Source organism: Tritonibacter horizontis (assembly GCF_001518015.1).
Lineage (GTDB): Bacteria > Pseudomonadota > Alphaproteobacteria > Rhodobacterales > Rhodobacteraceae > Epibacterium > Epibacterium horizontis.
Genome location: NZ_LPUY01000021.1, coordinates 21985 through 33868, shown reverse-complemented (window position 1 = coordinate 33868; position 11884 = coordinate 21985). Strand labels below are relative to the sequence as shown.

Annotated in this window: 10 protein-coding genes; 8 read left to right on the top strand and 2 right to left on the bottom strand. The window is 62.0% G+C overall.

What is annotated here, in order from left to right:
- Positions 1-158 precede the first annotated feature (158 nt).
- The 8 genes from TRIHO_RS04255 to TRIHO_RS04220 all read left to right on the top strand — a co-directional run bounded on the left by TRIHO_RS04255 (position 159) and on the right by TRIHO_RS04220 (position 8724).
- Positions 159-1331 (top strand): TFIIB-type zinc finger domain-containing protein, encoded by a 1173-nt coding sequence (locus TRIHO_RS04255; protein WP_232367711.1) that lies wholly within the window; start codon positions 159-161, stop codon positions 1329-1331.
- A gap of 74 nt (positions 1332-1405) precedes the next feature.
- A complete protein-coding gene (locus tag TRIHO_RS04250) occupies positions 1406-2086 on the top strand; it encodes a nitroreductase (RefSeq protein ID WP_068240698.1) in 681 nt (226 codons plus the stop codon).
- Positions 2087-2107: 21 nt separating this feature from the next.
- A complete protein-coding gene (gene dtd / locus TRIHO_RS04245; RefSeq protein WP_068240697.1) occupies positions 2108-2569 on the top strand; it encodes a D-aminoacyl-tRNA deacylase in 462 nt (153 codons plus the stop codon).
- 197 nt (positions 2570-2766) lie between these two features.
- Positions 2767-4350: an ABC transporter substrate-binding protein gene (locus TRIHO_RS04240; protein ID WP_068240696.1), complete on the top strand. Its 1584-nt coding sequence runs from the start codon at positions 2767-2769 to the stop codon at positions 4348-4350.
- Position 4351: 1 nt separating this feature from the next.
- Complete coding sequence (locus TRIHO_RS04235; protein WP_068240695.1) at positions 4352-5308, top strand: ABC transporter permease; 957 nt, start codon at positions 4352-4354, stop codon at positions 5306-5308.
- Complete coding sequence (locus tag TRIHO_RS04230) at positions 5305-6120, top strand: ABC transporter permease (protein WP_068240693.1); 816 nt, start codon at positions 5305-5307, stop codon at positions 6118-6120. Before TRIHO_RS04235 ends, TRIHO_RS04230 begins: the two co-directional genes overlap by 4 nt.
- Positions 6117-7757 carry an ABC transporter ATP-binding protein gene (locus TRIHO_RS04225; protein WP_068240691.1) on the top strand — a complete coding sequence of 547 codons (1641 nt, stop codon included), beginning with the start codon at positions 6117-6119 and terminating at the stop codon, positions 7755-7757. The genes TRIHO_RS04230 and TRIHO_RS04225 overlap by 4 nt, the downstream gene beginning before the upstream one ends.
- Positions 7758-7887: 130 nt before the next feature.
- Entirely contained in the window at positions 7888-8724 is an 837-nt protein-coding gene (locus tag TRIHO_RS04220; protein WP_068240690.1) for an alkaline phosphatase family protein, read from the top strand.
- 33 nt (positions 8725-8757) lie between these two features.
- Here TRIHO_RS04220 and TRIHO_RS04215 read toward each other — a convergent pair whose 3' ends face one another.
- The gene (locus TRIHO_RS04215) at positions 8758-9687 is read right to left on the bottom strand and encodes an alpha/beta hydrolase (protein WP_068240703.1); all 930 of its coding nucleotides are present in this window, start codon (positions 9685-9687) and stop codon (positions 8758-8760) included.
- A gap of 140 nt (positions 9688-9827) precedes the next feature.
- Entirely contained in the window at positions 9828-11714 is a 1887-nt protein-coding gene (locus TRIHO_RS04210) for an acyl-CoA synthetase (protein WP_068240688.1), read from the bottom strand.
- Between the last annotated feature and the right edge of the window lie 170 nt (positions 11715-11884).

The following is an 11884-nucleotide window of genomic DNA, read 5'->3' as shown; positions in this document are numbered from 1 at the left end:
CTGCCGCCCCGCGCGTGGCGGCAGCGGCGTGCGGGGGGCCATTGGACCTTCCACCGCGCGCGGCGACCTTCGGCCGAGCGCTGCCCGTTTTCTGATCGTCCCCAAAGAGACTGACCAACGTGACCCAGCCTCCTCCGCCACCGCCCCCCACGACGACGATGGACTCCCCCGCGCCGCAAGAGGCGCAGGAGAGCCACCGGTTTCCCTGCGAACAATGCGGCGCGGACTATCGCTTTGCCCCGGCCCAAGGCGCGCTGATCTGCGATCATTGCGGCCACGAGAAACCCCTGAACGAGGGCCCCTGGAGCGGTGGCGCCCTGAAGGAGCTGGATTTCCTCGACGCACTGCGCCAGCAGCTGCCGGATGCGGAAATCGAGGTGACGCGGGTCTCCACCTGCCCCAATTGCGCCGCCCAGGTGGAATTCGATGCCTCTGTCCATGCCTCCGAATGCCCATTCTGCGCCACGCCGGTCGTTGCGGACACCGGCGAAAACCGGCACATCAAACCCAAGGGCGTGCTGCCCTTCCAGTTTGACGAACGCGCCGCCCACAAGGCGATGGAGGATTGGCTGGGCCGGTTGTGGTTTGCGCCAAACGGGCTGACGGACTATGCCCGCAAGGGGCGCAAGCTCGACGGGATCTATGTGCCCTACTGGACCTACGACGCACAGACCCGCAGCCAGTATACCGGCCAGCGCGGCACCGAATACACCGTCAACCGCACCGTGATGGTGGATGGCAAACCACAGACCCGCACCGAGATCAGGGTGCGCTGGTCCAATGTGCGCGGCCGGGTGCAGCGGTTTTTCGACGATGTGCTGGTGCTCGCCTCGCGCAGCCTGCCGCGCAAATACACCGAAGGGCTGGAGCCCTGGGATCTGTCGCAGCTGGCGCCTTACCAGCCGAAGTACCTGGCCGGTTTTCGCGCCGAAGCCTATACAATTGACCTGGAAACGGGGTTTTCCGACGCCCGCCAGAAGATGGACCGGGTGATTGAGCGCGACATCAAATTCGACATTGGCGGCGACCGCCAGCGGATCAGCTCTGTCGAGACCGAGGTCAGCGCCGTGACGTTCAAACATATCCTGCTGCCGGTTTGGATGGCCGCCTACAAATACCGCGGCAAAAGCTATCGCTTTGTCGTCAATGGCCAATCGGGCCGGGTGCAGGGCGAACGGCCCTGGTCGGCCTGGAAAATCGCGGCTGCCATCGTGGCTGTGGTCCTCCTTGTTGGTGGGGTTGCCTATTTTGTGGGCGCACCGCCGGTCGATGGCGCATTGCCAAAGGTCTCCCTCCCGCTGCCGTCGGTCCCCAATGGCAGCGGCTGGTAAGTTAGGTCCGACATCTGCTTGCCTTTTCGCGACTTCCCCGCCATGTTTACGCCGAGCGGGAAGGACAAAACACATTGGCAAACAGCGCCTTAAACGAGTTGGATCACCTCCTGAGCACACGCCACAGCTGCCGGGGTTTCAAACCCGACCCGGTCCCGCGTGCCGTGATCACCCAGATCCTGGAGGCCGCCCGGAAGGTGCCGTCCTGGTGCAATGCCCAACCCTGGCAGCTCACGCTGACCAGCGGGGCCGAGACCGACCGGCTGCGCCAGGCCCTGAGCGAGGCGGCCCTCACTGATTCTCACCAACCGGACCTGGCCTTTCCCACCGGCTACTCCGGCCCCTATCAGGCCCGCCGCCGCAGCTGTGGCTGGGCGCTCTACGAGGCTGTCGGGGTGCAACGGGGTGACCGCGCCGGCTCTGCCCGGCAGATGATGGAAAATTTCACCCTTTTTGGCGCGCCCCACTGCGCCATCCTGTCCAGCCCGGCCGAACTGGGCCCCTATGGGGCGATGGATTGTGGCGGCTTTGTCACCGCCTTTAGCCTTGCCGCGCAGGCGCTTGGTGTTGCGACGATCCCGCAGGCGGCAGTGGCCTCCTACGCGCCAATGTTGCATGACCTGTTTGATATTCCGCAGGATCGGTTGATCCTCTGCGCGATCAGTTTCGGCTATGAGGATGAGGCACATCCCGCAAACGGATTTCGCACCTCACGGGCGGAACCAGAGGAATTTACCGACTGGCGCGGCCACTGATCCGCGCAGAAAGGACAACAGATGCGCGCCCTGATACAACGGGTGAGCGAGGCCAGCGTCCATGTCGACTCTGTCCCCATCGGCGAGATCGGTCCCGGTCTGCTGGTTTTGGTCTGCGCCATGACAGGCGATAGCGAGACCCAGGTCGATCAGCTGGTGCACAAGATTTCACGCCTGCGGATCTTTTGCGATGACGCAGGAAAAATGAACCGCTCCGTCACCGATACCGGCGGCGCGGTGCTGGTGGTCAGCCAGTTCACCCTGGCCGCCGACACCCGGAGCGGCACGAGGCCCAGCTTCTCCAAAGCTGCGCCCCCAACAGAAGGAGAACGTCTTTATCATTGTTTTTGCGAGAAAATACGCGCGTGTGGTCTACCATTGGCCACGGGAGCGTTTGGTGCAGACATGAAGGTGTCGCTGGTGAACGACGGTCCGGTCACGATCTGGCTGGATACGGAAACCACCCCTCGCAAGATCACGTGATCGGGTCGCCAAGGCCCGTCCGCGCCAGATATTCCCGCCAAAATGCGCCGATTGCCAGCTGGCAAGGCGCCTCATGACACAAAGTCAAAGCGAGAATTCTGGCAATATTTCTTGCCCCAATGCGCCAAATCGGCAAATCTTGATTCATCATTCAAGAAAAACGGGGCTTACCCGTAACCTCGACTGGGAGACGACGCATGAACGATTATCTAAAACACCTCGCACAGGAAGCCGCGCTTGGCCGTATGGGCCGCCGCGAATTTCTGGGCCGCGCCGCGGCGCTGGGTGTCACCGCGCTGGGTGCCAACACACTGCTGTCCACTGCCGTCAAAGCGGCGGGTGCCCAGAAGGGTGGCACCATCAAGGTCGGCCTGCAGGGCGGCTCCACCACCGACAGCCTTGATCCGGCGCTGGCGACCAACCAGGTTGCCCAATCCGTGATCCGGCTCTGGGGCGAACCACTTGTCGAACTGTCCGACGATGGCGGCATCGAGGGCAAAGTGGCCGAAAGCTACGAAGCCTCTGCGGATGCCAAGACCTGGACCTTCAAGATCCGGTCCGGCATCACCTTCTCCAACGGCCAGCCGGTGACGGCCGCCGACGTGGTGGCCACCATGGACCGCCACTCCGGCGAAGATACAAAATCCGGCGCGCTCGGCATCATGCGCTCCATCGTCAGCGTGAAGGCAGACGGCGACAGCGTCGTCATCGAGCTGGACAACCCCAACGCCGACCTGCCGTTCCTTATGACCGACTACCACCTGATCATTCAGCCCGGTGGCGGCAAGGACGATCCGGCAGCGGCCATCGGCACCGGTCCCTATGTCCTGAAGGACGTGGATATGGGCGTGCGCTTCGTGGCCGAGAAGAACCCGAACTACTGGGGGGATCTGGGCAACGCCGACACCATCGAATACGTTGTCATCAACGACAACACCGCCCGCGTCGCCGCGCTGCAGGCCGGTCAGGTGGATATGATCGACCGGGTGCCGCCGCGCACGGCCAAACTGGTGGCGCGCGCGCCGAACATCTCTGTGCATTCGACCGCCGGCCCTGGCCACTACGTGTTCATCATGCATTGCGATACCGACCCGTTTGCAAACAACGATGTGCGTCTGGCGCTGAAATACGGCATCGACCGTCAGGACATGGTGGACAAGATCCTGAACGGCTTTGGCTCGGTCGGCAACGACACCCCGATCAACGCCTCCTATCCGCTGTTCACCCAGCTGGAGCAGCGCGAATACGATCCGGACAAGGCAAAGTTCCACATGGAGAAATCGGGCTACGACGGCCCCATCCTGCTGCGCACCTCCGATAACTCCTTCCCCGGTGCCCCGGATGCAGCGGCGCTGTTCCAGCAGACCTGTGCCACGGCCGGTATCGACCTGGAAATCAAGCGGGAGCCGAACGACGGCTACTGGTCCGAAGTCTGGAACGCCCAGCCGTTCTGTACGTCCTACTGGGGCGGGCGTCCGACACAGGACCAGATGTTCACCACCGCCTATCTGTCCTCTGCCGACTGGAACGACACCCGCTTCAACAGCGCCCAGTTCGACGAGCTGCTGATCGCGGCACGCGGCGAGCTGGACACCGCCAAGCGGACCCAGATGTATGCGGATATGTCCACCATGGTGCACAACGACGGCGGCCTGATCTGCCCGATGTTCAACGACTTTGTCGACGCCACATCGGATCGGATCGAAGGTTGGGTCGAAGGCACCAAGGGCTATGCCCTGATGAACGGCTACGCACCGCATAAAATGTGGGTCAAGGCCTGATATGAACCCCATCGTGAAACTTCTGGCTCAGCGCATTGCGCTGAGCCTCCTGTTGCTGTTGATGATCTCGGTGGTGATTTTTGTCGGCACCATGATCCTGCCGGGCGATGTTGCCCAATCCATCCTCGGCCAGTCCGCCACGCCCGAAGCCCTGGCGAACCTGCGTGCGGAGCTGGGGTTGAACGATCCGCCGGTGGCGCGCTACTTCCAGTGGCTGTTTGGCGCCTTGCAAGGCGACCTTGGCACCGCTCTGACCTCGGGTCAGGACATTACCTCTGCGATCGGATCGCGCCTGTCCAACACGCTGTTCCTCGCCTTCTGGGCCGCACTCATTGCCGTGCCGCTGGCGATTTTCCTCGGCCTTCTGGCGGTGCGCTACAAGGACCGCTGGCCGGACAAGCTGATCTCTGCCGTGACTCTGGCGTCGATCTCCATTCCCGAATTCCTCATCGGCTACGTGCTGATGTATCTGATCGCGGTAAAACTGCGCTGGTTTCCCTCTGTGGCGATGATCAACGACAGCATGAACCTGTGGCAGAAACTCAATTCAATCGCCTTGCCGGTCGCGGTTCTGACGCTGGTTGTGCTGGCTCATATGATGCGTATGACCCGTGCGGCGATCCTGAACGTGATGCAATCCGCCTATATCGAAACGGCCGAGCTGAAGGGCCTGTCCACCTTCAACGTGATCTGGCGCCATGCCTTTCCGAACTCGATTGCGCCGATCGTCAACGTGGTGATGCTGAACCTGGCCTATCTCGTGGTTGGCGTGGTGGTGATCGAAGTGGTCTTTGTCTACCCCGGAATGGGGCAATATCTGGTTGACCACGTCTCCAAACGCGATGTGCCGGTGGTGCAGGCCTGCGGTCTGATCTTTGCCGCCGTCTATATTGGCCTCAACATGATCGCCGATATCGTCTCGATCCTGTCGAACCCGCGTCTGAGGCATCCGAAATGAAGAATATTCCCCTCTCTGCTCTTGTGGGCCTGTTCTTCACGGCTCTTTACTTTCTCGGCGCGCTGTTCGCGCCCCTGCTGGCCCCCTATGGCATGGCCGAAGTGGTCGGCGATGTCTGGGAACCCTCCAGCGCCGAATTCTGGCTCGGCACCGACAATATCGGGCGCGATCTTCTCAGCCGGATGATCTATGGCGGCCGCACCACCATTTTCATCGCCACCGTGGCGACGATCATTTCCTTTACCACCGGCGCGGTTGTCGGCATTTTTGCCGCCGTTGCGGGGGGCTGGATTGATCAGGTGCTGTCGCGGTTTGTCGATCTGATCATGTCGATCCCGACGTTGATCTTTGCGCTGGTGGTCTTGTCAGTGACCCCGGTCACGGTGCCAATGCTGATCCTGGTGATGGGTCTGCTGGACTCCACCCGCGTGTTCCGTCTGGCCCGCGCGGTCGCGGTGGACATCGAGGTGATGGATTTCGTCGAGGCGGCCCGCCTGCGCGGCGAACGCACCGCCTGGATCATCTTCCGCGAAATCCTGCCCAACGCCCTGTCGCCTTTGGTGGCCGAGATGGGCCTGCGCTTTATCTTCATGGTGCTCTTTGTGTCGACCCTGTCGTTCCTTGGTCTGGGCGTGCAACCGCCCGAAGCGGACTGGGGCGGCATTGTGAAAGAAAACAAGGATGGCATCGTCTATGGCATTCCCGCCGCCCTGCTCCCCGCCTTTGCCATCGCAACCCTTGCGATCTCGGTGAACCTGGTGGCGGATTGGGTCCTCAACCGAACCACCTCACTGAAAGGAGGCCGGGGATGACCGACACAGCAGTTCTGAAGGTACGCGACCTGAAAATCGGGGCCACGATCTATCCCCCCGGCGAAAAACCCCACGAGATCGAAATCGTGCACGGGATCAGTTTTGATCTCGAACCCGGCAAGGTGCTGGGGCTGATCGGCGAATCCGGTGCGGGGAAATCCACCATCGGGCTTGCCTCCATGGCCTATGGCCGCGGCGGCGTCGAAATCACCGGCGGCGAGGTCTGGGTCAACGGGCGCGACATCCTGCAATCCAGGCACAGCGACATTCGCAAGCTGCGCGGCGGCGAGGTCACCTATGTGTCGCAATCCGCGGCCGCCTCGTTCAACCCGGCCAGAACCATCATGGAACAGGTGGTCGAGGCCGCCGTCGAACAGGGGAAATTCTCGCGCCGCGACGCCGAAGGCCGCGCGCGGGAGCTGTTTGCCAAGCTTGGCCTGCCCGACCCCGACAATATCGGTGCGCGCTATCCGCACCAGGTCTCCGGCGGGCAGCTGCAACGATGCATGACGGCGCTGGCCCTATGTCCTGAACCGGATCTGGTGGTCTTTGACGAACCCACGACGGCGCTGGATGTGACCACCCAGATCGACGTGCTGATGGCCATCAAGGAGGCGATCCGCGACACCGGCGTGGCCGCGCTCTATATCACCCACGACCTGGCCGTGGTGGCGCAGGTCAGCGATGACATCATGGTGTTGCGCCATGGCGATACCGTCGAATACGGGCCCGTTGATCAGATCATCAACACCCCGCAGGAGGAATACACCCAGGCGTTGGTCTCCGTGCGCTCCATCGACCACGAGGAAAAAGCCCCCACCGAAGAGCCGGTGCTGTCGGTGCGCAATATCACTGCGCGCTACAAGGGCACCAAGTTCGACGTGCTGCACAACGTCAATGTCGATCTCTATCCGGGGCAGACCTTGGCGGTTGTGGGGGAATCGGGGTCGGGCAAATCGACGCTGGCGCGGGTGATCACCGGCCTGCTGCCGCCGCGCGAGGGCGAGATCCACTTTGCCGGGCGCACATTGACGCCGGATTTCAACGCCCGCTCCCGCGAGGATCTGCGCGAGTTGCAGATGATCTATCAGATGGCGGATGTGGCGATGAACCCGCGCCAGACCGTGGGCACCATCATCGGCCGTCCGCTGGAGTTCTACTTCGGCCTGCGCGGTGCCAAGAAACGCCAGCGGATCATCGAGTTGCTGGACGAGATCGAATTGGGCGAAAGCTTCATGGATCGCTACCCGGCGGAGCTGTCCGGCGGTCAGAAGCAACGGGTCTGCATCGCCCGTGCGCTCGCTGCCAAGCCCAAGATGATCATCTGCGACGAGGTCACCTCGGCGCTCGATCCCCTGGTGGCGGATGGCATCCTGAAACTGCTGCTGAACCTGCAGAAGATCGAGGATGTGGCCTATCTCTTCATCACCCATGACCTCGCCACGGTGCGCGCCATCGCCGACAATATCGCGGTGATGTACAAGGGCAAGGTGCAGCGCTACGGCCAGAAGAGCCAGGTGCTGAGCCCGCCGTTCGACGACTATACCGATCTGTTGCTCAGCTCCGTGCCGGAGATGAAGATCGGCTGGCTGGAAGAGGTGATCGCCCACCGCAAGATGGAAAGCGCCGGCAACTAAACCCGGCTGTTGTCCCTTTGGCCTCCCGTGGATACGGGGGGCCTTTTCAATTTCCAAATGCCGTCGTCCACCTCAGCAGCGTCGATGGCAACAGACCCACAAGATCAATTCTGCCGAGGCTCCCCAGACCATGGACCGCAAACTTCTGCTCATCATCCTCGACGGCGTGCCCTACCGCAATTTCCGCCGCCTGTTCGGCAACCTCGAAGGCTGGGTGCAATCGGGCGAGGCCCGCATCTGGAAACACCGCGCTGTGCTGCCGTCGATTTCCGCCAGCTGCTATGCCTCGATCCACACCGGTGTGTCGCCGCAGGTGCACGGCTGTACCGGCAACGGCAATGTGTTCCGCCTGAAAGAGGACGATGTGTTCTCGCAGGTACGCAAGGGCGGCGGCACCACCGGCGCAGTGGCCCACAGCTTCTGGTCCGAATTCTTCAACCGCTCGCCCTTCGACTATGTGCGTGACATCGAATATGATGAACCGGAAAGCACCACCATCAATCATGGCCGGTTCCATTCGATGACCGGCTATGGCCACGACAACCAGATGACGCCCTCTGATGTGGATCTCTTTGCGACGCTGACCAACCTCTGCGGCCGGTTCGACCTTGATTATGGCATGCTGCACACCTGCACATTGGACAGCATGGGCCACAGGTTTTTCCACGAGAGCGCAGAGATGGACAAGGCCTGTTTCGTGATGGACGAGATGCTGGCGCCCTTCATCCCGCGCTGGCGGGCGATGGGCTATGAGGTGATCGTTACCGCCGATCACGGCCAGGATGATCGTGGCCACCATGGCGGCCGTCACCCGCTGCAACAGGAAACCGCGCTCTATTATTTTGGCGACGCGGATGGCCCGGCAGAGGGCGATGTGATCGACCAGCTCCAGCTGGCGCCGACCATCCTGCAGCGGCTCGGCGCCCCGATTGCCGACAGTATGACTGCCGGATCCTTCCTGCGCTGACCGCCCCCCTGTTCTGCCGCTGGGGCGGTGGCGCTAGTCGTCGTAGGTCCACAGCTCCTGGCCCAGAGCCTCGATCGCCAGGGTGATGCGTTCGAAACTGTCCCACGCGCGGCCAACACGGTGGCGCGCACGCAGGTAGCCATGCACCAACCCGGTCTCGTTGATCCAATGGGCCTGTCCGCCCGCTGCCTGAATGGCATCGCGATAGGCGCCGCAGTCATCCCGCAGCGGGTCGCAATCCGCTGAAAACATCACCGTGGGGGGCATGCCGGAAAAATCGCTGGCCTGAAGCGGGTCATAGGTCGGATCATCGCTCGGGGCGATGCCGCCATCGGCGCGGACGTGGCGGTAGAATTTGACATCCTCCAGCGTCAGCATCGGCGCCTGCGCATGTTCGCGATAAGATGGCAGGCTCAGATCGCCGCCCAGCCCGGGATAGATCAGCACCTGCCCCATCACCACATCAAGCCGCCCGCGCGCGTGCTGCGCGACACAGGCACAAAGCGTCGCGCCCGCGCTGTCGCCCGCCAGCACCACACCGCGCTCATAGGTCTCTGCGATCCATTCCAGCACGGTCCAGGCATCCTCGAACTGGGCCGGATGCGGATACTCCGGGGCCAGCCGGTAATCGACCGCAACGACGCGATATCCGGTCTGTTCGCAAATCTCGCAACAGACATCATCGTGGCTGTTCAACCCGCCGACCACAAACCCGCCGCCATGGCAGTACATCACCGTTCGGATCGGGTCGCCGGCCTCGTAGATGCGGACGGAGACATTGCCCACGGTGCGCTCGGTGACATCGACCACCTCGGGCCGTGGCGCGCGAAAGGCGGCGGCCATGGCGTTATAGATCTTGCGCTGTTCCTCGATCGAAAACGTCGCCGTTTCATCGGGATAGTGGCTGCCGGTTTCCCGGATGAAGGCCCAGGTCTCTTCATCAATCAGCTTTTCATAGTCCATCATATGCCGCCACTGCTGTCCCCAATTGGTGCAAAGCCTAAAACCGCAGCGCGAAGATGGAAACGCCTAAATCGAAAAAGCACGCCACCGGGGGCGTGCTTTTCCAGAGACCGGCCCCTGCGCGGGACCTGAGGCGCAGATCAGTCGGCGGCGGTTTCCCAGGGCCGCGTATACCCGTTCAGCACCGAAGCGACCTCTGCCTCGCTGCTGCCGTTCATGGTGATCAGCGCCACCAGCCCGCGTTTCTTGTCGTCTTTCACATGGCTCACCCGCGCCTGAAGACCCGCCGTCTCCAGCGTTGCGTTATAGACCCGCGTGATGGCCTGACGACGCAGATCAGGCTTGAAGACCTTGCCAACGGCGGTTTTCGGCAGCTCTGACAGAATGGTGATATGCTTGGGGATCGCCGCCCGCTCGCGCACATGACGTTTGCAATAGGCCAACAGCTCCGCCTCGGTCACAGAGGCGCCACCGATCAGTTCGGCATAGGCGCATGGCAACTCGCCCGAATGCACATCCGGCTGCCCGATGGCCCCGGCAAAGGCAACCGCCTCGTGCCCCAACAGCGCCTCTTCGATTTCGGCGGGGTCGATATTGTGGCCCCCCCGAATGATCAGATCCTTGGCCCGCCCGGTGATCCAGAGATAGCCATCGTCGTCAAACCGGCCCAGATCCCCGGTTCGCAGGTATTTGTCCTGATAGTAGAGGTCGATGTTCTTTTCGACCTCGGTATAGGTATGGCCCGGATAGACCCCCGGCGTATAAACGCAGATCTCGCCGATTTCGTCGACGCCGCATTCCGTCAGCCCCTCGGGCGTGCCCTTGACGATCTTGACGTCGCTATAGGGGAAAGGAATGCCGATGGAGCCGATCTTTTTCTCGCCCTCGACCGGGTTGCAGGAGACCAGACAGGTGGCTTCGGTCAGTCCGTAGCCTTCGATCAATGTCACCCCGGTGGCCTTTTCAAAGCGTCGGAACAGCTCCAGTGGCAAGGGCGCCGACCCGGAAAACGCTGTCTTGATGGTCGAGACATCCGCATTGACCGGCCGCTGCATCATCGCGGAAATCGCGGTCGGGACGGTGATGATAAAGGTGATCTTCCAGCGCTCGCAGAGCTTCCAGAAATTGTCAAACACCCCCTCGCCGCGATAGCCCTGCGGCGTCGGGAACACCACATGCGCACCCGAAGAAACCGCCGCCATCACGATCACATGGCAGGCAAAAACATGAAACAGCGGCAACGGGCACATGATGTTGTCCTCTTCCGAGAACAGCAGCGTATGGCCCACCCAACCGTTGTAGATCAGCCCCTGATAGGTGTGCTGCGCCACCTTGGGCATGCCGGTGGTGCCGCCGGTGTGGAAATAGCAGGCCACCCGATCCCCGTCACTGTCGGCAAAGGTCAGCTCGGTCGGCTGCTTGGCCAATTCCTTGCGGAAGCATTTGTAATCGGCATGGGCGTGGGATTTGTTCACCTTGGGCCGGATCAGCGGCACGATCCAGGATTTTGGCGGCGTCAGATAGCGGTTGAGGTCGACCTCCAGCACCGTTTTCACGGTGGGCGCATGGGCCACCGCCTCGGCCACCTTCTGGCCGACATCGGTCTTGGGAAACCCCTTGAGCGTCACCACCACCTTGGCCTTGGTTTCGCGCAGAATCGACGCGATCTGCTCTGGCTCCAGCAGCGGGTTGATCGGATTCACGATCCCCGCCACGGCGCCGCCCAGCATGGTGATCAGCGTCTCGTTCGCATTGGGCAGCACATAGGCGACAACGTCCGTCTCTCCGACGCCAAGCGAGCGGAACAGGTTTGCGGCCTGCGTCGTCTTGTCCTTGACCTGGCGCCAGGTCAGGGTTTCGGCCTTGTCCTCGGGGCCGGAAAAGATCTGGTAGCTGACGGCCCGGTTGTCCGGGAACCTGCCCGCCGTGCGTGACAACATCTGATAGAGTGTCTTGGGGACATCCCGGTCCGCCCAGGTCGATTCCTGTTCAATCGCCGCGACATCCGCGATCGTTGCAAAAGCCATTGCTTCCTCCCTAGCCCGGTCTTGCGGACCTTGCTTCATCCTCAACGTTCACGATGAGTGTATTTGAAAACGCGTGCAAGCGACACGACAGGTTCACGTAAAGGAACCCCGCATGTGACGCTGCGCCATTTCGGCCAAAGACCTAGCAAAACACGCCCCCCATCGCGCGG

Excerpts from the sequence above, each read along its gene's own strand:
- TRIHO_RS04255 (WP_232367711.1), top strand. The coding sequence starts at position 159 with ATGGACTCCCCCGCGCCGCAAGAGGCGCAGGAGAGCCACCGGTTTCCC.
- dtd (WP_068240697.1), top strand. The coding sequence starts at position 2,108 with ATGCGCGCCCTGATACAACGGGTGAGCGAGGCCAGCGTCCATGTCGAC.
- TRIHO_RS04240 (WP_068240696.1), top strand. The coding sequence starts at position 2,767 with ATGAACGATTATCTAAAACACCTCGCACAGGAAGCCGCGCTTGGCCGT.
- TRIHO_RS04235 (WP_068240695.1), top strand. The coding sequence starts at position 4,352 with ATGAACCCCATCGTGAAACTTCTGGCTCAGCGCATTGCGCTGAGCCTC.
- TRIHO_RS04230 (WP_068240693.1), top strand. The coding sequence starts at position 5,305 with ATGAAGAATATTCCCCTCTCTGCTCTTGTGGGCCTGTTCTTCACGGCT.
- TRIHO_RS04225 (WP_068240691.1), top strand. The coding sequence starts at position 6,117 with ATGACCGACACAGCAGTTCTGAAGGTACGCGACCTGAAAATCGGGGCC.
- TRIHO_RS04220 (WP_068240690.1), top strand. The coding sequence starts at position 7,888 with ATGGACCGCAAACTTCTGCTCATCATCCTCGACGGCGTGCCCTACCGC.
- TRIHO_RS04215 (WP_068240703.1), bottom strand. The coding sequence starts at position 9,687 with ATGGACTATGAAAAGCTGATTGATGAAGAGACCTGGGCCTTCATCCGG.
- TRIHO_RS04210 (WP_068240688.1), bottom strand. The coding sequence starts at position 11,714 with ATGGCTTTTGCAACGATCGCGGATGTCGCGGCGATTGAACAGGAATCG.